This is a genomic window from Treponema sp., from assembly GCF_051883275.1.
Taxonomy (GTDB): domain Bacteria; phylum Spirochaetota; class Spirochaetia; order Treponematales; family Treponemataceae; genus Treponema_D.
This window is the reverse complement of record NZ_JBJETK010000004.1, coordinates 30,510-56,126: the sequence shown is the minus strand read 5'-3', so window position 1 is coordinate 56,126 and position 25,617 is coordinate 30,510. Positions and strand designations below refer to the sequence as shown.

Below are 25,617 nucleotides of genomic sequence, written 5' to 3'. Positions count from 1 at the left end.
TCAAATGATTTGTTTATCCATTTCCTCATTGCAGAGCCGGTCGCAAATTTCATTGTACTTTATGCCCGCATGTCCCTTGACCCATTTCCATTCAACATCAAGAGAACTGTGCATTGAATCCAGCTGAACCCATAGTTCTTTGTTCAAAACGGGCTTCTTGGCGGCGGTTTTCCATCCGTTCTTTTTCCAGTTCTGAATCCATGAAGTGATTCCGTTTTTTACATACTGGCTGTCTGAGCAAATCAGAATATGACGGCTCTTCCATTTTTCATTTTTCAGAATAGAATCCAGCGCATTGATTGCGGCGGTAAGTTCCATGCGGTTGTTCGTGGTCATTTTTTCTCCGCCGGAAAACAGATGCTCCGTTTCACCGTCTATGATAACACAGCCCCATCCTCCCACTCCAGGATTTCCGCGGCAGCCGCCGTCTGTATAAACTACAAGGCTTGAATTACTTTCCATTCTTTTCTCCCGATGCCAAGATTTTATTCCATAAATATTTTAAATTTGCCGTTGCTGTCTTCAGCCCTTCCACAAAGCCTACAAAAAACAAAATGCGGAAGAAGAAAAACGGCAGTGTAAAAAATCCTGCCATGCAGAGCAGAACCTGAAATACACTTAAAAGAAATTCAGCATAATTAAAATTGCCATCAGGCTTTGAATAGTTTCTTGAATATGTATATGTGTAGCGGTAATTTCTATTTTCAAAGAAATCATCAAAAGGATCTCTCTGGTAAAATTCACTGGCGCGGCTGAACGGCTCGGAAAAACTGTCGGATTCATGGCGGTCATACTGGCGGCGCTTGGTTTCATCTCCAAGAACAGAATAGGCCTCTGTGATTTTCTTAAATTTTTCCTCTGCCTGCTTGTCGCCCGGATTTCTGTCTGGATGAAACTGAAACGCGAGTTTCCGGTATGCCTTTTTTATTTCCTCGGCAGAAGCATTTTTTTCAATATTTAAAATTGAATATAAATCTTCCATACGCTAATTCCTAATTCTGCGAGTTTTAAGCCGTATCACTGCGGTTTAAAACTTCACATCTCTAAAGTTGCCTCGAAAAACAAAAGTCCTCCGAGCTTCCAAAAAAATATTCAAAGCCTTTTCCATTACGGTTTTTCAGGCCTTTATTATCACCCAAGTTGCGCCTGTGCCGCCGTGGTTTCTGTCAGGATGCCCGGAAGTTCCAAGCCGCTTGTCCTGCTCAATAAAAATCCGGACAAGCTGTCCGAGCACAGGATCAGAGCCGTGGCTGTGGTTTCCCTTTCCATGGATTATAAGAATTTTCCTCAGTTTTTTTATGCAGCAGCTGTCAACAAAAATTTTCAGCTTGTCCCAGGCTTCCTCTCTTGTGAGTTGGTGCAAATCCAATGTGGCTTCAGGCGGAATTGACTTAAGGTAATTTATATTGTTCAGTTTTTCAAGGCGCGCATTTTCTTCTATTTCGCGGTCCTTGTCCACGGTACCGTATCTTCTAAGCCATAGCTCCATGGGATTTATGCGCTGCTTGCTTTCGTTTTGCATAATCTGCTCATAGGAATATCCCTGGCGCAAGGCTTCTTTTTCTTCCTTGGTGGGAGCGTTTGCCTTTTTATGTGAAACCTGATTTTTTTTATGCTGCGGCTTCTGGGATTGAATTGAATCCCACTGCGACAAAATATCACCAAAATCCATTTTTGCTCTGCCCGCAAACTGAAAACAATCCAGCTTTTGGGCTTTACCTTCCTATTTTATTAAATATACATTTTCAGCAGGAACCCAGCCATAGGTGTCCTTCTGCCTTATGTACATCCAGTCACCGGCGGTTCTTATTATAAAAACAACGCTTCCCGCCTGAATGGTTACACCGTTCGGAACACTTTTTTCAGGAATCGGACTCATTGCGCCCCCTGCATATACGCCGCGCACTGTGAAAAGATGATAGCCGTATATAAACACTGAAACAAAAACCGTCACAAGAACAGACAGCACAATTCCGCAGGTTATTCTGCGCTTGCATATAAAAAGCACAACAAAAGACAGCATGAGCAAAAAAGCGACAAAGCATATCATGCTGAAAAAAACAACGCTCGGCTCTCTGCCCGAAGAAGAAAGCCCCACTGCTGCTTCCAGCGATTTTTTTTCTGCAAAATAAGGATTCAAAAACGGAATTGAATGTCGCTCTTTTCTGTGAAGCTCAACAAGCCGCACTATTTCCTCACTGCGCGCAGAAGGCTCGGGATGGGCTTTTTCATAAACAGGCGGCTCTATAAAAGCATAGGCAAACGGACTTTCTGTTTTTTTCTCCGCATATTCAGTTTCTGCTTCAATAACTTTAAAAAGAATATCAGGGCATTTCACCTCGCACACAGAGCCGTTGTACGAAACCGCTGTAAGAAAAATTTCAGGAAGCTTCCATTCACCGGTTTTAAGCGGCTTCCATTCAAAAATAACCGCGGGCTGAAAATCCGTGGAAAAAGAATCGCCGTCGGAAATCGGATATTCCCTGATTTTTTTAAAGACGGAATCCTCGGGGATATTCCATGTAACGCCTTGCACCGACTTTGCATATTTTACATTCACGGTAAAAATAACAGGCTGTCCTTCCTGAATTTCAATGGGACGATTTTTTGCAGAAATAAGATTATTGAACGAAACTGAAACGTCAGGATTTATAAAACGCGGATTTTCAAAAACCTCAACGGGATTAAACGGAATCTGATAAAAGCCTTCGTTTATAGTCAGATCCACCGGATTGATTTTGTAGGTGCCGGTCTTTTGAAATCTCATCCAAATTGTAATCCGCGTTCCGGTTGCAAAATGGTTGTTGTGGTCATTTTCAGCTTTTATCATTACAGTTTCTTTTTTTGAAGAAACAAAGCTCACGTTCTGGGGAAGCGAATTCACGGCAATCTGAATGCTGTCCGGCGTGACATTTGCTATCTCAACATAAAACGAGCTGTCGGTTTCTGTAAAAAGCGTTTCCTGGCTTTGCTTAAAGCGCAGGCTCCACAAATAATTCCATGAAACAGGCTTTGCAAAAACCGGAAAAAATTCCGCCAGGAAAACAAGAATCAATAGTCCTCGGAAGTTCGCTCTGAATCTTTCTGCATATTTTTCCATTGCTTCCTTTCATCCTCCCGTATTATCGAATAAAGCGCATTCTGAATATTCTGGTCTTCCCGGTTCTCGCTCAGGGGAATTATTTCCTGCGCGGCATCCTTTAAATGCTCTGAATCTTCTTTAAGCGAAAACTCAAGATTTATTTTTGCATCTATGTTCTTGCTGTCAATTAAAATCGCCTTTCTGAAAAAATCCGCGGCGCGCTCATAGTCTCCGTTGCGGTGGGCGATAATTCCTGAATTATAGAGAATTGCAAATTTTATTTTTTCCGGGGAATTTTCATACACATCGGAAAATCTTTTGAGCGCCGCATCTGTTTCGCCCTGCATCAAATATGTCGAACCAAGCCCGAACACTGCGTACTGCTCAACAAGCTCATCTCCGCGCTCATGTGCATCCAGTGAAAGTTCCAGAAAAGTTCCGACTGAATTCTGGTAATCCTGCTTTGACCAGCTGAGCCTTCCTTCAAAAATTTTCATTCCGTCATTGAAGCGCGGCGAACAGCTTGTAAACAGAAAAACAACCGAGGCGCCCAGAACAGACGAAATAATTTTTTTCTTTCCGCCTGCAATATCAAGTTCCCCGAACAAAACCGATGCCAGAAAAAACAAAATCGCGAGGGAAATAAAAAGCCTGTACCGCTGTGTGCTTTTTACTTCATAGGAAACAGTTGCAAGGGATGAATTCAAATTCAGGGTTTTCAGTATGGCGGCGGCGGAACCCATTTCAGAAGCATCTATGTACACTGCCGAAGGCGAAGCGGAATTTCTTTTGGACAAAACATTTTTTTCCTTCAGGGAGGAAATGATTTTTTCAATGCTGTCGGCTCTTAAAGCTGTCTTTACTTTTGTGATTCCATCGCCTGCAAAAATTTCACTTTCACGCTCCGAGCCAAAGCCTATGACAACAACAGGAATTCCGGCCTTTACACATTCCAAAAGGGAAGACTGGAGCATGCTGTCAGTTTCCTCGCAGTCTGTAAAAAGCCATATATAGGATGCCGCCGCGGAATGTTCGGGAAAAGACGAAACAGCGGCCTTTATTCCATTTCCGAGGCTCGTTCCCTGGGAAGTCATAAGCATCGGGGAAAGATTTTCGATTAAGCTTCTGATGCTCTGAAAATCCTCCGTGAGCGGCACAGCGGAAATTCCATCGCCCTTTGCAAGAACAACTGAAACAGAGCAGCCGTTCATTCTGTCCAAAAGTTCTCCGGCATACATAGAAGCGGCCTGGAGTCTGGAAATTCCGCCGGGCGCATCCTTTGCTTCCATGCTGTATGAAATGTCAAACACAAACGACACAGCCTTTCCGCTTTTCTGAACAGGCACGGTGTCTATTCCAAACGAAATTCCAGCCAAGGCAAGTATCACAAAAATTCCGCAGACACCCCTAAGAACTGTTCTGCTCCAGAAGCAAACGGAAATTCTGAACAGCCTGTTTTTGGATTCAAAAAGTTTTCCGCATACGCTTTTTTTCAGGCGGACATAGCGAACTGCAACAAAAAAAAACATAGCGGCAAGAGGAATAAAAAAATAAAAAAACGCCGGATTTTCAACAGCAAAGCTCATAAAACCTCCTGCAAGAGCAGCCTGCGCAAGCTCCACGCAATGCAGGCAAAAATCACTGCGGCAATCAAAAAACGCTGGTAATAAAATACATCCTGATTTTTTATGTAGTAGCTCTGGGCAACAGTTTCGTTGCGCGAAATTGAAGAAACCGCCTGTGACAGAGAAGAAAGGGATTCGATTTCAAAAAATTTTCCGTTCCCCTCCGAGGCGATTTTTGCAATCGAGGAAGTGTCGAATTTGGATTCAAGATAGCCTGAATACAGCTTGTTTGATTTGGGGTCAATGTAATCAATGGGAACAACACCGCGTGTTCCAATGCCAAGCACATAAAGCGAAATTCCCTTGCCCGCAGCAAGACGAGCCGCTGTGTACGGATGAACCGACCCTGAATTATTTTCGCCGTCCGTAATAAGGACAATGCTTTTTTTTGGCGCCTTTGAATTTTCAAGATGATAAACGGCACAGCTCAGACCAGTTCCAATCGCGGTTCCATCTCCAAGCTCGCCCACATTAACAGAGTCAAGACGGCTCAAAAAAAACGAACAGTCCATTGTGGGCGGAACCAGAACAGCAGCATCTTCCGCCATTACAACAAGCCCGAATTCCGAGCCGCTGTTTGCATTTGTCATAGTAACAATAGAATTTTTTGCAGCCTCCAGACGGCTTATAGAGCCTATGTCCTTTGCAGCCATCGAAGGGCTTATATCAAGCACAAAAACAACTGCCGCTCCCTTTGAGGAATACACTTTTTGCTGAAGATGAAAAACAGGATCCGCACAGGCAAAAACAATGCAGACATAAAACAAAATCCACAGCACTCCCGAAAGCGCAGAAATTATTTTCCTTGTTTTTCCATTCCATTTAAAATTGCTTCCGTTCCAGTCGCTTAAATTCAGGGGAAGTGAAAGCGGCGAAAAAATCTGGATATAGCGCAAAATGTACAGCACAGGAATTAAAAGAAAAAGAAAAAACGCCGGAGGATTTTCAAATTCAAACATTAGTTTCGCCTCCCTTTTCAAGCAGCTCGATTATCTTGCACGTTTCGCTTATCATAGATTTTTTTTCATTCTTTACAAATGAAGCCTGGTACATTTCCACCGGAAGCCGCCTTGAGTCGATTGAGCCGCCGGCAAACCTTATGTAGTCAGTGCGTATAAAAAAACAGGAAAGATTTTCAACCGCCTCGGAAACAGAAGCGTCCATTAAATCACCCATAATAGAATGTATTTTTTCAGCGATTCTTTTTCCCGGAACAGAGCAGAATGAATTTGAAAACCTGAATTCAAGATAGCTGCGCATTATAAGCTGCCAGTTTTCAGAAAAATCCCTGTCGCCAAGTTTTTTCTTCAGCAACATAAAAAGCTTTTTCTTTGTGCGCTTTGCATTCCTGTAAAATTCAAACTGCTCCCTCATGCTTCTGATTTTTTTCAGGATATACGGAAGCTGAAGCAGAACAATGCATGCGAAAATAAAAACAAGCGAAATCAGGACAACCGCAATCCAAAGAAAATAACTTGTGTTCGGAAGCAGGAGCGGCCCCAGCGGCGGCTTTACATCCTTTACCCCGAGCTTTTCAACAAGCGAAAGTATAAAAACCGGCGCAAGCTGAATTTTGAATTCCGAATTCTGGGGAAGGTCTTTTGCTCCCGCGCAGATTTTTTCAAGGCTGAATTCCTTGAATTTTATCGCTCCCGTTTTCCACGGAATTATTGTTATGCAAAGATTGTAGTTCACGCCGTTGCGCACAAGAACCGCATTTGTAACAAGACAGTCATCAGGATTTTCAAGCAAATCCTCCGAGGAAAACTCCAGTGAAAGAGTTTCGTCCTTTATCTTTGAAGAATCCGCCATGGAAAAAAAATCTATGGGCGTTCTAAACGAATACTGAATCTGGCCGCTGTCTCCGATAAAAACATCGCGCGGAACCATGACCTGCGTTCCAAACACCGCGGGATTTTCAGCGGAATTCTGGGAATATGAAAAAAATGCAAAAAGAAACAGAAAAACAAAAAAACAAGAAACTTTTTTCATGGCATTTTCCTAAATCGAACGCAAGTGCCTGCTGGTAAAAAATTTTATAAGCTCGGCCGCCGGATCCTGGACAGTGCTTATAAACAGCGGAATTCCGCCGTGGCGAATACAATCCCTGCTCCAGTTTTCAGTGCGCTGCTCGTTTTCTTCACGCCATCTGCGCACAAATTTTTTACTTGAAGTCGGAAGAACCGCCTCGTAGCCGGTTTCAGGATCGGAAAAAAGAACTGACCCAACGGAAGGAATACAGCTGTCCAGGGCATCAACAATCCGGATTGCAATAACATCATTTTTCTGGCAAAGCCGGGCAAACGAAGCCTGCCATTCCACCGTTCTGAAATCTGAAATGACAAAGACAAGGCTTCTTTTTTTCAAAAGCTTTTCTGCGGCTCTAAGCGCGCTGTTTAAAACAGAGCCGGGCTGGATTTTTCTCTTTTCATTTTCAAAATGCGACAACAGCATAAGGGCGTGTTTTTTTCCGCTTTCAGGCGAGCAAAAAAAATCAAGCGCGCCGTCGAACACAACCGCCCCCACCGGACTTGAATTGTAAAACGAAGCAAGCGTGAGCAGGGAAGCACATTCCATCGCCTTTTCAAGCTTTGTCTGTCTGCCTGACTCCACAGCCATTGAAAGAGAAGAATCCACAATTATAAAAACATCCAGCTCGCGCTCTTCCTCAAACATTTTTACAAAAGGCTTTCCCATTCTCGCCGTAACATTCCAGTCAATGGCGCGAACATCATCGCCGCGAAGATATTCACGGACACCGCTGAATTCAATTCCATGTCCGCGGTAAAGCGAGCGGAAGGAACCGCTTTTCATTTTTTCAGCAAGAGAAAGAGATGACAGATGAAGGAGCGAAGCGCGTCTGCTTATATCGTTTTTCATGGAACCGGCATCAGCTCAATAATTTTTGAAATCAGGCTGTCAGCGGTAATATTATCAGCGGCGGCCTCGTAGTTCAGCACAAGCCTATGCCGCAGAACAGGTTTTGCAACAGCCTGAATGTCCTCCGCAAGAACAAAGCTTCTGTTTTCAAAAAGCGCATGGACTTTTGCACAGCGCAAAAGAGCGATTCCTGCACGCGGAGAGCCTCCAAAAGAAATATAACGCTGAATGTCATTACGCCGGTTCATCTTGGAAGCGACATCAGCCCTTGTGAAGTTTACAATAGAAACTATATAGGAAAACATTTTATCCGCAACGGTGACAGCATCCACTGCATCCCTGCATTTCTGAAGAGCTTCGGCGGAAAAAACTTTGTTCACGGGAATTTCCGAAGCGCGCCCCTCTGATTTTATAATTGCAATTTCCTCTTCGGGAGTAGGATAGGAAATCAGAAGCTTCAGAAGAAAACGGTCAAGCTCGGCTTCCGGAAGGCTGTAAGTTCCCTCCTGCTCAATCGGATTCTGCGTTGCAAGAACAAAGAACGGCTCGCTGAGTTTGTACGAAGTTTCTCCGATTGTAACCTGATGCTCCGCCATGGCTTCAAGCAGCGCCGACTGAACTTTTGCCGGCGCACGGTTGATTTCATCCGCAAGCACAAGATTTGAAAAAACAGGGCCTTTTCGCACAGAAAATTTTCCGGTGCCCTGCTCATAAATCAAAGTTCCGCTCACATCCGCAGGAAGCAAATCCGGTGTAAACTGAATACGCTTGTACTCAAGCCCCGAAACATCCGCAAATGTCTTGACGGCAAGAGTTTTTGCAAGCCCCGGAACACCTTCAAGAAGAACATGGCCGCCTGCGATGAGCGCAGTAATAATTCCATCAACAACATCCTGCTGTCCAACAACACGCTTTGCAACTTCGGAGCGGCATCTGTTTATATAGTCAAAACATTCATCCAGCTCAGCTTTTGTAACTATTTTCATTTAAACCCCGTTTTTCTCGCTGAAATTCAAAAAGACTTCAAGAACATCAAGTCCAAAGCCGTTTCAGAAAATCCCGGAAAAATCATAAGAATGAATTTTCAAGATTCCCTTCATTATATCCATAAAGCTATTCCATGTAAACTTCACCATAAGTATGAAATCCTGAGCTGATAATGACATCATCGATATTGTCTTTTTTGACCAGGCTCGGAGCAAGAAGAACAGAAGGAATTTTCGCAGTGCCGTTATTGATTGTCTTCAGCTCACGGAGAAACGGCTGCAAGTTTTCCCCTCGGGCGGCCTTTACAGAAATTTCCGCGGCTGTTTCTGCAAGCTCCACAATCGGCTTGTAAACTGTAAAATCCTGAAGCCTGCGCACAATATTCTGGCATGCCACAATGTCGGCATCCTGACCGCAGATGGGAATATGCCGGTTCGGGCAGTATGTGCGGAGAACTGTAATCACGCTGTCCGCCACCGCATCATTGCCGCACACAACCGCATCGGGAACTGCGCCGCTGGTAATCACATCGAGCATTTTCTGCCGCGACAAATCGTAATTCCAGCCCTGCGTATAAAAAATTTCCGTTATGACAGACATGGGATTTTTTATAGTCGACACAAGCCCCTTCAGCAGCATCGACATATTGTTGTCTTCCTGCGGCCCCAGAATACAAAGCCAGTTTCTGCACGGCGCAATTTTCTGAAGCTCGGTTCCCATAATCACCCCAACCTGCTCCGTGTCAACTGTTATGTACAAATCTATTTCCGTATCAAGAATAAGGCGGTCGTAGGCAATCACGGGAATATTCTTTGCGCGGATTTTTTCAATTTCTTCGCCCAGTGAATTTGCGACTTTTGGAAGAACCACAACCACATCGACATTTTTGTCCAGAAGATACATGAGCTGTTTTTTCTGGGCATCCACACTGTTGCCGGCATTCTGAACAATGACATCCGCGCCGCAGTCCCTTGCACGCGCCATAAAAATATCCATGTCGCGCTGCCACCTTTCAATCGCAAGCGTGTCTATCGAAAATCCGACAAGGGGCTTTTTTTCAGATGCGGAAATTTTCTGGGGCTGCACGGATTTTTTTCCGGCGGATTTTTTGCACCCCGAAAATAAAATAAACGGCAAAAGCGCAAGCAGCATTATTTTTTTCATAGCCCCTCCATGTTGCAGGCGGAATTCATTCCCTTGTTTGAATCTCTGAAATCCGTGGGGGAAATTCCGAATTTGCTTTTAAAGATTCTGCTGAAATAATTCTGGTCATTGTAGCCTATCTGCGCTGATATTTCCTTTATGGAAAGCCCGGTTTCGCACAGCATTTTGCGGGCTTTTTCAAGACGAAAGTCAGTCACATAAGCTATAAAAGTTCCGCCCGTTTCCTCTTTAAAAACGCGGCTCAGATAAGATGAGCTTACACCTGCAAATTCCGCGGCATCTTCAAGCGAAAAATCCGTGCTGACATTTTCCTGAATGTAGCTGAAAACTTTTTCAATGAGAGGATTTTTTGTTTTGTCTTTTGAAACGCAGACAAAGGATGCACATTCAGCAAGCCGGTTGCGCAAAAACTCCAGCAGCTCCTCCTGTGAATTTATAGAATTCAAGTCAGAAAAAATATTTTCAAATGCGGTATTCTTCCATGAAGAGTCAACGGCCCGGGCAACATTCTTTGCTTCAACAAGAAGCTCAAACACAGCTCCCTTCATTTTATCCTGACTGAACTCCTGGCTGCAAAGTCCGCTGATAAAAACTTCCGCAAGAATCTGAACACCGGAAATATCCCCGGATTTCAGGCGGCTCAAAATACGCCCGGAAAGCTCACTGATATTTTCACCGCTTGAAGAAAAATCCGGACGTTCATCTGCAAACAAAATATTTTCGTCACGGGAAGTTCTGTTCAGCGCCTGAATTGCGCCGCTGCACTTGGAAAAAACATCCTTAAGCTCTGTGCCAAGGCCGCTCACTCCAGCGCGGATTCCAAGTCCTATTTCCACAGAAAAAAGCGTAAAAAGATCCCTTGCCTCGCAATGAAAATCATTTATGCTTTCGGCGGAAACAAAAACCGCAATTCTGTTCACCATAAAAATTCCGGCAAGGCACCTGTATTTTCTGGAAACAATTTTTCTGATTTTTTCGCAGATGTCGTACATATTTTTTTCTGAAGCAGAAATTTCCATGCAGATAAAAAAATACAAGTCGCTTTTCATGCCAAAATAATCAAGGCAGCTTTGAAGGTCTTCATTCTTTGACTTGCTGAAAATGCAGGAATAAATAAAATCGCTTTCAATCACCGGATACACAATGTCGAGTTTTTTCTGAAGCTCCAGATTTCCAGAAACATTTCCCTGCTGCTCATCAATGATGTTCATGGCATTGCGCACACTCTGAATTACAATGTTGCGGTTCACGGGCTTGGTGATGTATTTGTATGCCCCGATGTTCATTGCCTCCTGCGCATACTGGAATTTGTCGAATGCGCTGAGAACAATAATCACGGTGGACGGCTTGAGATTTTTTATGCAGCTGATTGTTTCAAGGCCGCTCATTCCGGGCATGTTTATATCCATGAAAATTATATCGATTTTCTCGCGGCTCACAATTTCAAGGGCATCGCTTCCTGACAGGGCGGAAAATAAATTCACCTGCCCCTCAAAATTTTTTTTGATTATGAACTGAAGTGAGTCAATCATAATCTGTTCGTCATCGCATGTTAAAATATTATACATTTGGAATCCTGATTAAAAATTTCATTCCTGAATCGGCTCCAGAAAAAATCTCAAAAACATCATCACGGTGAAAATAAATTCTCAGCCGCGAAAAAACATTTATAATCCCTATGCCTGTGTGCTCGTTTTTTTCATCCGCCTGCGAATTCTTTTTTAGCGCAAGCTGATTCGGACTGCTGCTTCTTGCCGCAGATAAAATTTCCTCCCGTATCTCAGGATCGAATTCCGCGCCGTTGTCCCCGATGTAAATTTCCACAAAATCCGCGGTTTCCTTTACAGAAAGAAAAACTTTACCCATTGAATTCTGAAGTCCGTGCTGAATGCAGTTTTCCACAATCGGCTGTAGTGTCATGCCGGGAAGCTTCTGATGAAAAACACTGTCCGGAACATTCTTTATAAACTCAAGCCTTTTTCCAAAGCGCACTTTCATAATATAGACAAAATTATCCACAAGTCCAAGCTCCTCTTCAACCGTGGCATCTTCCTTCTGCGCGATATTGTATCTAAAAAAATCCGAGGTCTGCTCAATAAAAAAACAGGTCTTGTCCGCGCCTTCCATCATTGCAAGCTGCGCCCCTGTGTTCAGCGTGTTAAAAAGAAAATGCGGATTTATCTGGCTCTGAAACGCCTTGAGCTGGGCATCCGCATAAAGCGCCTGCATTTCCATCTGCCGCTCCCGAAGCTCGTTTTCGGTTCTGGCCTTTTCCCAGATTTTGCTTATATATTCCCTTATGCTGATTATCATTCTGTCAAAGGCCATGCAGATATTTCCAATCTCATCATGCGATTTACGGTTGAAAAGAGGAATGTCAAAATCCTGCCGGGCAACACGGAGCGCAACAGAAGAAATTTCCGCGAGCGGCCTTGTGATTTTTCCTATAAGAAAATTCAAAAGCAAAAGCACGGATGCAAAAAACAGCATAAAGAAAACCGCATAAAGCTTAAAAAGCAGATTTATATTTCTTATATTGGAAGCATAGACTTCAGCGTTTTTCTGCATATAAAGAATATTCAGCTTTTGAATTTCCTCCATGAGAAAACGGTAGCACTCAAGGCTCTGCATATAAGACGCGCTGACCGGAGCATTCGCCCTTTTTTCAGAAACCGCCCTGGAGCTATAATATAGAAAAGATCTTGCAAGCTGCTGCACAACATATTCCTTCTGGCGCAGCGCATTTATTGAAGGCGAATCCTGCATAAGGTCGCAGAGATTTTCTATTCCAGTGGACACCGCATAGTAGGTGTCTATGCTTTCAAAAGTTCTGTAGTCTATGTACAGTTCAAGGGCATTTTCAAGGCGCGACAATTCGTTTGAAAAAAAATTCAACTCAGAATTTGACTTATAGGATTCGCCGATTGATTTCAAGACATAATGCTCTATGAGCATTGTAAACGCAAGACCTGCGCCCATCACAAAAAAAGCGACCGTTATACAGGCAATGATTTTCCACCTGAGGCTTTTGTTTTCGGCAAAGCTCATTCTGACCTCCGCACCTGAAGGTCGGCAGTGATGTAGCTGTTCGCATAGCCTTTGTTTCTGTACTCAAAAAGCTCGGCCATTGCGGTTTTTCCGATATTGCTCGGGTTGAACGAAACAAGTTTTGAAAGAACGCCTTTTTCAAGATACATGGCAAGGGCTTCGTTTTCTCCATAGCCCAGAATTTCAATGCGCCCGGAGTCAGAACAGGCTGCGGCAATCTGAAGCGCCATCACGGTGTCCTCTTCTGTCAGGCAGACAAGCGCAGAGCCTTCGTTGTTTCCGCACAAAAGAATTTCCTCCACGCTCTTTTTGTTTTCCCTGAGGGATTTTCCGAAAACCTCAAAGTTTTCAATGCCCCGGGATTTATAATAATCAAGCAGGCTGTTCAAAAGATTGCTGTGGTTTGCACTTCCTGAAATTCCGCTTATAACAACAAAGACTTTTCCTTCAGAAGTAAAAAGCTCCTCCGACTCGATTCCCATTCTGCGCCCGAGATTTGAATAGTTGCTTCCGATAAATGAAATCTGGGGATTTTTATCGTCGTAGTATCCGATTGTTATAACAGGAATTTCCGTGCCGTCAATGCGGCTCACGGACTTGAATGGCGCGGTCTCAGGGCTAACATAGGCAATGATTCCGTCGGCATTTACAAATGAAGCATAGTCAATCAAAGACTGAAGGGAAATATCTTCCGCAAGAGAATCCGGGGATTTAAGCTCCACCAATGCGCTGTAGTTCCGGCTCAGGCTCCTTGCGCCTTCAAAAAGCTGATTTAAAAAAACTGAATCGCCTGCCTGCCCCACAACAAGAATGTGGTAGTTTCTGTCTTCCTGAACGCTCTCAGTGGCATGAAGCAAAGATGAAACCGAGCGCACAAAAAATAAAATTCCAAGCGCAAAAAACAACGCAAGCGGAACTGCGATTTTAAGCGCAAAACTGCCATTGTTTTTTTCCACTTCTTTCCTCCACGGCATACAGCAAAAACAGAAGCCAGCAGGCTTACCGCGCTAATGTTATCATACTTCGGATAAAAATTCGATATGCGGAAAGAAAAAAGAAACCGGCTGCCCGCTGCGGGGTTACAAATACAGCAGACAACCGGCATATAACCAGCGGACACTTCCGCGGATTTTAATTTTAAATCGACCGGCCAGCCTGAACCCCCGTTATTCCAAGGCAGCCATTTTTAGACTACTCTTCGTCCTGAAGAGCATCATATCCAGATTCACCGGTGCGAACCTTGATGACATCCTCAACCGGATAGATAAATATCTTTCCGTCTCCGATGTGTCCTGTATACAGCGCCTTCTTTGCGCTTTCAACAACGTTTGCCACCGGAACCTTTGAAACAACAATTTCAACCTTTATCTTTGGTAGAAGATTGATTTCAACAGGAACTCCGCGGTAATATTCGCTTGCGCCCTTCTGCATTCCGCAGCCCATAACGTTGATTACAGTCATTCCTGTTACGCCGATGGAATTCATTGCAGCCTTGAGGGCATTGAACTTGTTCTGGCGTGTAATAATGACAATCTTATGCACAGAGGCATCCTTTGACGAAGGAGTTGTTGCAGGAGCCGCAACAGGAACAGCCTCGCTCATTGGAATTGCAACACCGGCCTGTGCAGCCTCCGCAATTTCCCTTGTGCTGTAAGGAGTCATAAATCCTGCATAGCCTGAATCAAGACCGTGCTCAAGCTTGTCAAGACCGATGATTTCTTCTTCAGCAGAAACACGAAGTCCAACCGTTAACTTTATAACAAGGAATACAACCGTTATTGTTATAGCCGTCCATGCAGCAACTGAAACAAAACCGAGAAGCTGAATGCCGAGAAGCTCAAATCCGCCGCCGTAGAAAAGACCTTTCAGTTCCTCGCCGGCTGCATTCGCAATGCCGTATCCAGGAGCAGAAGGAGTTGCAAAAAGACCTACTGCAAGAGTTCCCCAGATACCGTTCAGACAGTGAACTGCAACTGCACCTACAGGGTCATCAATGTGAAGTACATAATCAAGGAACCATACGCCGAATACTACGAGAAGTCCGGCAACAGCACCGATTACAACAGCACCGAAACAGTCAGTAACATCACACGGAGCAGTAATTGCAACAAGACCAGCCAGTGAAGCGTTAAGACACATTGTAACGTCCGGCTTGCCGTATTTAATCCAGGTGAAAATCATACATACAACTGTTGCAACTGCCGGAGCGACTGTTGTTGTAAGGAAGATTGAGCCGAGCTGCTCTACCGAAGTTGCAGCTGCACCGTTAAATCCGTACCAGCCCAACCAAAGGATGAATACACCAAGAGCACCAATCGGAAGGTTGTGTCCCGGGAATGCGTGAACAGCCGTTACCTTTCCAGACTTATCAGTCGTGAACTTTCCGATACGCGGTCCAAGAAGCTTTGCACCGATTAAAGCAGAAATACCGCCGACCATGTGGATTGCACAGGAACCTGCAAAATCGTGGAAGCCAAGCTGTGAAAGCCATCCGCCGCCCCAGATCCAGTGTGCTTCAATCGGGTAAATCAATGCAGAAATAACTGCTGAATAAATACAGTATGAAAGGAACTTTGTGCGTTCTGCCATAGCACCGGAAACGATTGTTGCCGTTGTTGCACAGAATACAAGGTTGAACACAAAGTTAGACCAGTCAAAATCAGCGTATGAAGTAAAAATATCAAATCCAGGTTTTCCGATAAAACCGAACAAATCTTCGCCGAGCAAAAGCCCGAAACCGATAAGGATGAACATTACTGTACCGATACAGAAGTCCATCAGGTTTTTCATAATGATGTTACCAGTGTTCTTTGCACGGGTAAAACCAGTTTCTACCATTGCAAAACCAGCCTGCATCCAGAAAACCAATGCGGCTCCAATCAGAAACCAGACGGCAAAAATCATAGCCTGAGTTTCTTGAATTGCACTCATTACTTCTTCCATAAAAACCCCTTTGCCTAAAAAGACAGATAATGAAATAAGGAAAGCCCGAAAAATTTTTGTTCTTCAAGATTTCCATAAAAAAAAGCGACAGTGACACCGATACAAGAATTTCCTGAATCGACATCATTGTCGCTTTGCAAATAGTTATCAGTTTAAAACAAAAAAAGCCACAAACTGCCCTGCGGCAATATGTGACTTCATCGTCAACTGATATTTATATTTTATCATTCGCAAAAAAAAAGTCAATAGGTTTTTATCAGCTGTGTTTATTTTTAGAAGCTTCCCTGGACGAAATCACATTTTCAATCAGCTGCACATATTCTTTTCCCCAGTATTCGCAGAGCATCTGGTACGCTTCGTCCTTTAATTCAGGAACAACATAAAGCTCAAGATGCTTTAAATTATTTGCCACAAAGCTATTGCAGATGAACTTTACTTTTTCAACAAGAGCCTCGCTCAGAGAGCTTCCCTGCTCTGACTGTATAAACTCCACAACAGGAATAAAGGCAGATGCCGCCGAGCAAATCCGCCTCCAGCTCTTAATGTCATCGACAGCCCTGGTGCTTGAAATGCCGTCGTCCACCGAATAGCGGTAAAAACGCTCCTTCACTCCAAGGTATTTTTTGGAAAGAACAGAGATAAAAAAGTAAAGGCAAAAATCTTCGCCCATGGTGCAGTCAGTGAACGGAATAAAAGAAAAGGCATCTTCCAGGACAGTGCGCCGGATAAGCTTTCCCCATAAAAATCCGCAGTGCCTGTTGTGGACAAAGCAGTCCTCTGAAATCTGCGAGCCGACCAATTCGCCCAGTGTGATTTTGTCGATTTTTTTCTGAATGGATTTCTGCTGCTCCGATCTTTTTTCAAGATTGTCTGAAACTGCGTCCGCCGTGGAATTAACAATATCCGCATTGGTTCTGTCCGCCTCGGCATAAAGAAATGAAATCGCATTGCTTCCTTCAAGATAGTCGTCGCTGTCCACATAAAATATATAATCGCCGCTGGAAAAACTCAGAAGGTCGCGCCGGGTTTCAAGAATCCCAAGATTTTTTCTGTGCTCCCTGTACACGACAGGAATTTTATTTTTTTTGGAAAATGCGCTTACAATTTTCTTGCAGTTTTCGCCTGCTGAATTTTTGCCGCTCGAAGCATCGTTTACAATGACAATTTCCTTGCTTTCAAAATCCTGCAAGGCAATGGAATCAAGGCAGCGTTTTAAGACAGGCTCAGTTCCGTACACAGGAATACAAATTGAAACCAGTGGCTTTTTCATGCCTGAATTTTAATTCATTGAAGGAATTCAATCAAGGCGAAAACAGCGGATATAAAAAGGCACCTTGAAAAACCAAAGTTCCTCAAGGTGCCCTGTAAAAATTCAAAACGCTGAAAAACGTTTTTTAGCGTTAAACTCTGAACAAGAGATCCTCGTAGCTAGGGAACGGCTTGTAGTCTTCGCCGAGCAGAGGCTCTATTTCATCAGCAACCGCGCGGACTTCATTCATTGCAGGAATAACCTTGTCAACGTAGATGCGCGCAATCTTCATGCAGTCGCCGGCATTCTGGGCTTCCTCATGGAGCTTGTCAAGCTGGGCTGATTTTTCAGAAAGGCTGTTTACAAGGGAGTCGAGCTTGGAAAGAATTTCAGCCTGTGCACTTGCCTTTGCACCAGGAACAACTGCCTTGAGGTCAATGACAGTCTTGCTTACTGCGTCCATATACTTGAATGCAGACGGAAGAATGTCCTTGTTTACCATCTCAAGCATTGTCTGAACTTCAATATTCAGAATCTGGGCATATTTTTCAAGCTTGATTTCATAATGGCTGTTCATCTCAACATTGGTATAAACACCCATTTCTGTAAAGAGCTTTATGTTCTTTTCGTCAAGGTAATGAGCCATTGCATCAGGAAGAGTGCGGAGGTTCAAAAGTCCGCGCTTTTCAGCTTCAGTAACCCAGCTTGAATCATAGCCGTTTCCGTTGAACACAACTCTCCAGTGCTTTGTAACTTCGCGCTTGATAAGCTCGGCAAGGGCTGTGTCAAAGTCAGAAGCCTTTTCAAGCTCGTCGGCAAATTCCTTAAGTGTATAGGCTACGATTGAATCCAGTGTTGTATTCGGGCCTGAAATTGAAAGCGAAGAACCGCATGAGCGGAACTCGAATTTATTTCCGGTAAACGCAAACGGAGAAGTTCTATTGCGGTCTGTTGAATCCTTTGGAATCGGAGGCAGAACGTCAACTCCAATTGTCATTTTCTGTGCGCCGTGCTCGCCGAGAGTTTTTCCGTCTTTTATAGATTCAAGAACAGCATAAAGCTCATCGCCAAGATACATTGATATAATCGCAGGCGGCGCCTCGTTTGCTCCAAGGCGGTGGTCGTTTCCAGCGGATGCAACAGAAATTCTAAGAAGATCCTGGTTTTCATCAACAGCCTTGATTACCGCTGTGAGGAACAAAAGGAACTGTGCGTTTTTCTCAGGAGTTTTTCCAGGCTCAAGAAGGTTTTCCCCGAGGTTTGTGGACATAGACCAGTTGTTGTGCTTTCCGCTTCCGTTAAGACCTGCAAAAGGCTTTTCGTGCAGAAGGCAGACAAGTCCATGGCGGCGGGCAACTTTTTTCATAACTTCCATTGTAAGCTGGTTCTGGTCAGCCGCAAGATTTGTTGTTGTGAAAATCGGAGCCATCTCGTGCTGAGCCGGAGCAACCTCATTATGCTCTGTCTTGGAAAGAATTCCATATTTCCAGAGTGTATCGTTCAGGTCTTCCATGTACTCAACAATGCGCGGATTCAAAGCTGCAAAGTACTGGTCATCCATTTCCTGGCCTTTTGAAGGCTTTGCGCCGAACAATGTGCGTCCTGCCATGCGAAGATCCTTGCGCTGGCTGTAGAGCTTTTCGTCAACAATAAAGTATTCCTGCTCAGGACCTACTGTTGTAGCAACATGAGTCGCCTCTGTGTTTCCAAAGAGCTTGAGGATTCTGAGAGCCTGCTTGTTCAGAGCTTCCATTGAGCGAAGAAGCGGTGTCTTTTTATCAAGAGCTTCTCCTGTGTAAGAACAGAAAGCCGTAGGAATACACAATGTGTGTTCCTTTACAAATGGATATGCAGTCGGATCCCATACAGTATAGCCACGTGCCTCAAAAGTTGCGCGGCGTCCGCCACTCGGGAAAGAAGAAGCATCAGGCTCGCCTTTTACAAGCTCCTTTCCGCTGAAAGACATAATAACAGTTCCGTCATCCTGGGGAGTAATAAAACTGTCATGCTTTTCAGCTGTAATTCCAGTGAGAGGCTGGAACCAATGTGTAAAATGAGTAGCGCCTTTTTCGATTGCCCATTCCTTCATTGCATGAGCGACCTGATTCGCCACATCAATTTTAAGCGGTTCGCCATCATCCAAAGTTTTTTTCAAAGCCTTGAATGTTTCTTTTGGAAGACGTTCTTTCATAACTTTCTGATTAAAAACCATGCTTCCAAACAAATCTGGTACATTTTTAGACATTTGCTAACCCCCATATAAATCTAAAACAAATAAGGCGATGTGATTGAATGCCAAGAAAATCAGCACTCAGCCACATCGCCTTCGATGTTCTTGCTTTTACTCTAATTAATTGAATGAAAAATGTCAATTCTTTTTAAAAAGAAATTCCAGAGAAATATTATTTGCAGAGCGCCAAGCCGTCCAGAATGAACACAGGACAGCAAAAACTGAACGGCCGCAGCGTGCAATTTACTATCAGGATTTTTTTTCTACGACTGGAATCCAGATTGCGCTTTTGTAGTCCGGGGAATTTGTTTTTTCGGAAGAATACCATTCAATGTTGTATTTTCCAGAAATTTCCCATTCGGAATTGCCGGGCAGCCATTCGTTCCAGATTTGGGTGTTTACTGACTGAAGCGATTGCGGCATAGGTCCGATGCAGTTGAACTTTGCCCATTTTGTTTTCGGAAGTTCGACAACTTTCATTCCCTGCGGAACATTGCCGCCGAAATATCTTCCTGCAATCAGGTAATGAAATGATTTTCCGTCATTCATATCGTCAATGCAAACGCCGAATTCACCGATTCTGTTTTCTACAATGGCTTTTTCAATTTCATTTTTAGGATTCTTGCCGGAAAAAAGTTTTGACTGATAGGCGGTACAAATTTCAGTCCAGAATTCCGGGATTTTTTTGTAAGAATCTTCATAATTAAAAGTCCGCTCAAATCCAATCAGTTTGAAATTTTCCATTGTTTCGATTGTGTAATCCATTTTGTTGCCTCCTTGGATAATAATCTGGATTTTCAGGGGGAGAAAGGTTTTTATAAGGTGTCTGTCTTTTTTTATTTGGGAAGGCGTTGCATTGTGAAATCTGGTAAACGCTTTTGAAAAACTTTCAGAAGTGTCGTAACCGTATTTGAATGCGATGTCAGTTACTTTTGAATCTTTCTGGCATAATTCCAAAGCACTTTCATAAAGCCTTCTGTTTCTTATGTATTCGCCCAGTGAGAAGCCGGTCATAATCTGGAAACCTTTTTGAAGATACATCGCAGAAACTCCGGAATAACGCGATATTTCTTCCGTCCCTTTTACGGTCAAAAGATTTTCTTCCATAAAGTCAACCGCCCTTCGAATACATACAAGCCAGTCCATAATTTTCTCCCCGGGTAGAGCCGCACAAATTTTTTGCAGCCATTCCCTTACAAAAAGCATAATACACAAACACTGAATTTTCCGCCTGTCATTTTAAACTAAATTTTGTCTGTTGGCAAAAATTACAGCGGCAAAAGAGCTAAAAGCACCTGCTTTATGTTCTCACTTGTTCAAACAGCAAAGGGCAACGGTCTGAAACAGGAGGAATACATCCGAAATCTTTTTGAGCAGGCTCCATACTGTAAGAATAAGGAAGGCGGAAGAGGGGACATTGTCAAGCAAATAAAAATGACAGTTATGAAGATAAACGGCATTTTTACTTTAAGCCGGTCGAAGTTCAAAACAAAAAAGTTGTTTTAATGTTTGTTGTTTCTTTAAAAGATGAAAACAGACCTAAACTAATTAGTTTTTACAATGTAGATATTTATAAGGAAATTTTCGAAAATGATATTATTTTGTACAAAGGTGGACAGCAAGTAAAAGTAAAACTTTCTAAGACTAATCCAAATTCTACAGATTAGTTGCTTGCCCTCTTCTCAGGTAGTTCTAAGCTCCTCCGGTCTGTTAAACCATCATGGGGTCTTTGAGACTGCCACTCTTTATACATCGGATATGTTATCTTTTATAAAATTCTAAGCCAAACATCATTCAAAGTCCGTGCATAGAAAGTTTCAACTTTCGAGAAGTGTAATTCGTTCGCGTTCTCGCGAACAGTCTAAACGTTCCATTTTTTTAGAAACTTTACAGACTATAATATCTATATTATTCTTTAAAGGAAGGAGCGAACGATGTATAGCAACTGTTTAATTGAAGCTGTTAAGGCAAAAATCAAAGATCCAAAGAATGTACAGATTATTCGCCTCCCAAAAGAGTTGAATTCAGGAAAAACTCATTTTATGTGGATAAAGAATGATTACGTTTACCACGCTTTTAAGAAAAATACCAAAGAAAGTGATTTTTGGTTTGAATATAAAATAAAAAAAGTACCAATTACTATCTTTCAAAGATGGATGTTAGGACAAATAACTTCTTCAAAAAACCTTAAAGAATATGCAAACAAATTCAACTTACCTTTGAATGGTTTAAAAGGTATTCATTCTTATGAATTCTTATCAACAGATGAAAAATGTTTATTCTATGAGGAAAACTTTGATTGGTCAGAAGTGGAAGCCGTTTATGACGAGGTAAAAAAAGTTATGAAAAAAGAGCCTCAAATAAAACTAATTGATTTGGGTACAAAAACCATGTCAATAGTTTCATTTGAAGAGCTGAAACAATATAAAGGTAATTTTAGATATAAATTCCTTACACCTTATGATGAAGATTTTGAGTCGATGTATCTTTTTTCCGCAAACTTGGAAAAAAGTAATATTCTTGAAACTTACGAAGATTAGTCAAACGGCCTCAAAGTTTATGCATTCTTTTTCAAAACTCTAGTTTTTCCATTTTCAGTTTTTTTCTATTACACTTTAATTAAAAGTATGTCATAATTTCGAATAAAAGAATTGAATTAAGGAAACGCAATGAAACACAAATTTGCAAAAATCTTCTCTGTCAGCCCGTTTTTTGTTTATATCTTCATTCTGATTGCCATTTTTGCCGATTTTTTGCTGGGCTATGAAAATGAAATAATCGATACTGTGACAGTATTCAGCATTTTTTTCGGCTGGATTCCTGTATTGCTCCTTTCAGTTCCGGGAATCATATTTTCCGTTTCTGTATATAAAAAGCAGAAAATAAAAAGATTCCTTGCCTGTTCGGTTGTTCATAGTGCAATCTCGCTTGGCTGTGGCTTATTATATCTCATTCTGGTTATTAATCCTTTCTACTCTTATGAATCAGACATTCATAACTTCGCCAATGATATTGCCGAAGAACCTTTCACCTATTTATACGATAAATACTCAGAAAAAGACGTTAATCCTTCTCATTCTGAAAAAGATGAGGTCGTGTACTTGCCTACGCCAAGCGCAAAGCTCATAAAAATGCGTGACAGCGAAAGCGAAAAAGCCGTTTTCAGAGCCGTCTACAAAGATTCAACACTGCCGATTGTCATTCAGTGCTACCAGTTTTTCAAAGATTATGTTGAAGTGAGCCTGTGCAACACAACCGGAGAAACTATAAAAGAGATTTCATTTTCATACAATATAAAGCCTGATGAGGATGCGGAACAAACCTCTGTATCAGTATCCCTTTCTGATGAAATTCCGCCTTTCGCTTCATTTGATGTAAAAATCGGCTTCCCCGTGCGTATGTTTTATTCATCAAGAAACAACTTCCAGATTAAACAACTTCAGATTTCCTATGAAAGCGGAAAAAATATAGAACTTTCTGAAGAAGAGTGCTTTAATGACGAAATGGAATTGTGTATCTACAAGGACAAGAATGTCAGCATATCGTGGAAATATGATATATCCGCAGCTTCTTCTCTGGAGTTTGAAAAGACAGAATCTTTTAACTATTGCTATTCTTACTACCGCTTTAATTTAGAACAATACGAAGGCGATGGAGAAAATTTCTATGACGGAAGTTTTTTATTTGAAGATAACTATAACAACGGTAGCATTGACGTGCCTAATTATCTTGTAGATCAATTCATAACGATAAAATCACTTGAAGTTGAATATCTTGAGGCAGATCCTGATAACCACGATCTATGGCAACTGTCCTGGGAAGAATGCAGAAACCTTGCAAAAAAAGTCGTCATAAACGATGAGGCTTCTTTGGAGCAGATCAGGACATTCGTATCGTTTATGAATATCATGGGATTAATGTAGAAAATATAAGTAAAAAAGGCAATCCTGTATTTTTTTTGTGATATTTTTCTATACAATCCAATTTTCGAGTTTCAAATATTACACAAGCAAAAGGACGCACAGATTGCAGACGAACTGGTTTACAGCATTGAAACTGTAAAAGCCAGATGAATTTCCATTTTTGAAAAACTAAACATTTCTTCCAGAAAAGAATTCACCTTGCCTGAAAACACATAAGCAAAAAACAGAATACGCTTTCCTGCAATATGAAAATTTTTCAGACAAGGGCTTTTTCAGAATTTTACTGCTCCAATCCGTCTGTGCAATCCAAAATCCCGATTTCTGCAAGTTTTACGGCTGCGCTTCACGTCTGGAAACAGCCTTATACGCTTCTTCGTAGAACTGTTCCTGGGAAGAGCAGCGTTTTTCTTCGTCGCAGACTGTGCGGCGGACGTAGATTTTTTCTGCCGTAAGCTCCCTGCCCTTTACGTTGTCTGCCATTACGGTCGTAAAGATATGCACAAGCCTGTTTTTTATGTCATCGTCAAATACAGGAACGGCAACTTCAACGCGCCGCTCGGTGTTGCGCGTCATAAAATCGGCAGAGCCTATAAAAATGCGGCAATCCCTGCTTGCACCGGCAGAACCATCCTGAGCGGACGGATTTCCGAAGATGTAAATTCTTGAATGTTCAAGGAAACGCCCGACTATGCTCACGATTTTTATATTGTCTGTAAGTCCGCGTATTCCCGGAACAAGACAGCAAATTCCGCGAACGCAAAGTTCAATTCTGACGCCGGCGCAGCTTGCCTCAACAAGCTTGTCGATAATCACCTTGTCGGTGAGCGAATTGATTTTTATTCCGATATACGCATTTTTATGCGGCGCGCCCTGCGTTTTTGCAAGCGCAATCTGCTCGTCTATCATCTGAAGTATGCGGTTCTGAAGACAGTTCGGCGCAACAAGAAGGCAGTCCGTTTCGTCAACAGTTTCGCCAAGCAAAAGCGACTTGAACACGGCGGCGGCATCAGTTCCTATCCGCGAATCGGCGGTAATCAGCGACAAGTCCGTGTACAGAAGCGACGTTTTTTCGTTGTAGTTTCCCGTTCCAATCTGCGTGATATAGGAAAGTCCGTTTTCCGTGTGGCGCGTAATCAGGCAAAGCTTGGAATGGACTTTGTAATCGCCCAGACCATAGATAATCCGGCATCCGGCTTCCTCAAGCCTTCGCGACATTTCGATATTATTTTCCTCGTCAAAACGCGCGCGAAGTTCCACAAGAACAACGACTTCCTTTCCGTTTTCCGCCGCCTCAATCAAAGAGTCGATTATCTTGCTTTTGTCGGCAACGCGGTAAAGTGTCATCTTTATGGAAACGACGCTTGAATCTTCCGCCGCTTCGTGCAGAAGGTTCAGAAACGGCTTCATACTTTCAAACGGATACGAAAGAAGGACGTCCTTTTTCATAATCTGCGGAATAATGCTTTTGCGGACATCAACGGACGGCGAATTTTTTGGAATGCGCTTCCGGTAAAAAAGCTCTTTTTTGCTGCGGATAAAATCGCGTATCTGGAACACAAACGAAAGGTCAAGCGGAGTTCCTGCGTTTATGATATGCGCGCCGTCAATTCCGAGAATACCAGAAAGTTCCTTTTTTGCAGACTCGTTTATCTGCCGGCTAAGTTCAAGGCGGACAGGGCTCATACGCTTTCTCTGCTTGATAAGGTGTTCCATAAAATTGCGGTAGTCCAAATCCTCGTCGTAAACTTCGGTCGGCTCAATGTCTGCGTTCCGGGTAATGCGGATGACTGATTTTTCGCGCACTGCGTAATTTGAAAAAAGCTTCGTCACAAAATGAAGGATAAGCTCTTCGCACAGCATAAATGTTCCCGGACGGGACGGAATTTCTATAAGCCGCTTGAAAATCTGATTTGAACACGGCACGATTCCCATCCTGTTTTTGCCGTTTCTGTTTGAAAGCAGGACGACCGCATACAGTTCTCCGTTCGGAAGAAAAGGAAACGGCTGCTGTTTTCCGATAATCATCGGGCTTAAGAAAGGCGCAATGTTCCTGTCAAAATACGCCTCAAGGATTTTCCCCTCATCGTCAGAAAGCGTATTGAAATTGATAAGGCTCACGCCGTGTTCCGCAAGCTCTTCCATAAGCTGCGTGTAGATTGCAGTTTTCTTTTTTTCAAGCGACTTAACGGTATCAAGAATTGCGCTCACCTGATCCCGCGCGGTCATATTCGTCTTGTTGTCACGGATTGTTTCGCCGGAAAGCATCTGAACCATAAGAGTTCCCACGCGAACCATAAAAAATTCGTCAAGATTAGACTGATAAATCGATGCAAAAGTAAGCCGCTCCGCAAGCGGTACGTCAGTATTTCCGGCTTCATCAAGAACGCGCTCGTTGAACAAAAGCCAGGACAATTCCCTGTTCTGATAGCAGCCTGTCTGTGCCGGTGAAGTGCCGTCCATAATATCCCCTGAAAATGAAATTACCG

At 42.9% G+C, this 25,617-nt stretch carries 20 protein-coding genes; 2 read left to right on the top strand and 18 right to left on the bottom strand.

The window, feature by feature from the left end:
- The 17 genes from rnhA to ACI4L0_RS00420 form a co-directional block, all read right to left on the bottom strand.
- Positions 1–462, bottom strand: coding sequence for a ribonuclease HI (gene rnhA, locus ACI4L0_RS00500; RefSeq protein ID WP_439798211.1), 462 nt, complete (start codon positions 460–462; stop codon positions 1–3).
- Positions 452–982, bottom strand: a complete 531-nt coding sequence (locus ACI4L0_RS00495; protein ID WP_439798210.1) for a DnaJ domain-containing protein — start codon at positions 980–982, stop codon at positions 452–454. The genes rnhA and ACI4L0_RS00495 overlap by 11 nt, the downstream gene beginning before the upstream one ends.
- A 135-nt stretch (positions 983–1,117) precedes the next feature.
- On the bottom strand, positions 1,118–1,672 hold the full coding sequence (locus ACI4L0_RS00490; RefSeq protein WP_439798209.1) for a Smr/MutS family protein: 555 nt from the start codon (positions 1,670–1,672) through the stop codon (positions 1,118–1,120).
- Between the two features lie 51 nt (positions 1,673–1,723).
- The gene (locus ACI4L0_RS00485; RefSeq protein WP_439798208.1) at positions 1,724–3,100 is read right to left on the bottom strand and encodes a hypothetical protein; all 1,377 of its coding nucleotides are present in this window, start codon (positions 3,098–3,100) and stop codon (positions 1,724–1,726) included.
- Positions 3,052–4,668: a VWA domain-containing protein gene (locus ACI4L0_RS00480; protein WP_439798207.1), complete on the bottom strand. Its 1,617-nt coding sequence runs from the start codon at positions 4,666–4,668 to the stop codon at positions 3,052–3,054. The genes ACI4L0_RS00485 and ACI4L0_RS00480 overlap by 49 nt, the downstream gene beginning before the upstream one ends.
- Complete coding sequence (locus ACI4L0_RS00475) at positions 4,665–5,666, bottom strand: VWA domain-containing protein (protein WP_439798206.1); 1,002 nt, start codon at positions 5,664–5,666, stop codon at positions 4,665–4,667. The genes ACI4L0_RS00480 and ACI4L0_RS00475 overlap by 4 nt, the downstream gene beginning before the upstream one ends.
- Positions 5,659–6,699, bottom strand: coding sequence for a hypothetical protein (locus tag ACI4L0_RS00470; RefSeq protein WP_439798205.1), 1,041 nt, complete (start codon positions 6,697–6,699; stop codon positions 5,659–5,661). Before ACI4L0_RS00470 ends, ACI4L0_RS00475 begins: the two co-directional genes overlap by 8 nt.
- Positions 6,700–6,708: 9 nt before the next feature.
- On the bottom strand, positions 6,709–7,587 hold the full coding sequence (locus ACI4L0_RS00465; protein ID WP_439798204.1) for a DUF58 domain-containing protein: 879 nt from the start codon (positions 7,585–7,587) through the stop codon (positions 6,709–6,711).
- Entirely contained in the window at positions 7,584–8,573 is a 990-nt protein-coding gene (locus tag ACI4L0_RS00460) for an AAA family ATPase (protein ID WP_439798203.1), read from the bottom strand. Before ACI4L0_RS00460 ends, ACI4L0_RS00465 begins: the two co-directional genes overlap by 4 nt.
- A gap of 127 nt (positions 8,574–8,700) precedes the next feature.
- Positions 8,701–9,738, bottom strand: a complete 1,038-nt coding sequence (locus tag ACI4L0_RS00455; protein ID WP_439798202.1) for a sugar ABC transporter substrate-binding protein — start codon at positions 9,736–9,738, stop codon at positions 8,701–8,703.
- Entirely contained in the window at positions 9,735–11,306 is a 1,572-nt protein-coding gene (locus tag ACI4L0_RS00450) for a response regulator transcription factor (RefSeq protein ID WP_439798201.1), read from the bottom strand. The genes ACI4L0_RS00455 and ACI4L0_RS00450 overlap by 4 nt, the downstream gene beginning before the upstream one ends.
- Positions 11,299–12,786 carry a sensor histidine kinase gene (locus tag ACI4L0_RS00445; RefSeq protein WP_439798200.1) on the bottom strand — a complete coding sequence of 496 codons (1,488 nt, stop codon included), beginning with the start codon at positions 12,784–12,786 and terminating at the stop codon, positions 11,299–11,301. Before ACI4L0_RS00445 ends, ACI4L0_RS00450 begins: the two co-directional genes overlap by 8 nt.
- Positions 12,783–13,742 carry a substrate-binding domain-containing protein gene (locus ACI4L0_RS00440; protein ID WP_439798199.1) on the bottom strand — a complete coding sequence of 320 codons (960 nt, stop codon included), beginning with the start codon at positions 13,740–13,742 and terminating at the stop codon, positions 12,783–12,785. The genes ACI4L0_RS00445 and ACI4L0_RS00440 overlap by 4 nt, the downstream gene beginning before the upstream one ends.
- 235 nt (positions 13,743–13,977) lie before the next feature.
- The gene (locus tag ACI4L0_RS00435) at positions 13,978–15,729 is read right to left on the bottom strand and encodes an ammonium transporter (RefSeq protein ID WP_439798198.1); all 1,752 of its coding nucleotides are present in this window, start codon (positions 15,727–15,729) and stop codon (positions 13,978–13,980) included.
- Between the two features lie 256 nt (positions 15,730–15,985).
- Complete coding sequence (locus ACI4L0_RS00430) at positions 15,986–16,999, bottom strand: glycosyltransferase family 2 protein (protein WP_439798197.1); 1,014 nt, start codon at positions 16,997–16,999, stop codon at positions 15,986–15,988.
- Between the two features lie 130 nt (positions 17,000–17,129).
- Positions 17,130–19,223 (bottom strand): glutamine synthetase III family protein, encoded by a 2,094-nt coding sequence (locus ACI4L0_RS00425; protein WP_439798196.1) that lies wholly within the window; start codon positions 19,221–19,223, stop codon positions 17,130–17,132.
- A gap of 234 nt (positions 19,224–19,457) precedes the next feature.
- Entirely contained in the window at positions 19,458–20,354 is an 897-nt protein-coding gene (locus ACI4L0_RS00420) for an AraC family transcriptional regulator (protein WP_439798195.1), read from the bottom strand.
- A gap of 788 nt (positions 20,355–21,142) precedes the next feature.
- Here ACI4L0_RS00420 and ACI4L0_RS00415 point away from each other — a divergent pair.
- Entirely contained in the window at positions 21,143–21,748 is a 606-nt protein-coding gene (locus ACI4L0_RS00415) for a hypothetical protein (RefSeq protein WP_439798194.1), read from the top strand.
- 129 nt (positions 21,749–21,877) lie between these two features.
- Positions 21,878–23,131 carry a hypothetical protein gene (locus ACI4L0_RS00410; protein ID WP_439798193.1) on the top strand — a complete coding sequence of 418 codons (1,254 nt, stop codon included), beginning with the start codon at positions 21,878–21,880 and terminating at the stop codon, positions 23,129–23,131.
- Between the two features lie 330 nt (positions 23,132–23,461).
- On the opposite strand, the gene ppk1 is transcribed toward ACI4L0_RS00410, so the two are convergent.
- Entirely contained in the window at positions 23,462–25,591 is a 2,130-nt protein-coding gene (gene ppk1, locus ACI4L0_RS00405) for a polyphosphate kinase 1 (protein WP_439798192.1), read from the bottom strand.
- Positions 25,592–25,617: the final 26 nt, after the last annotated feature.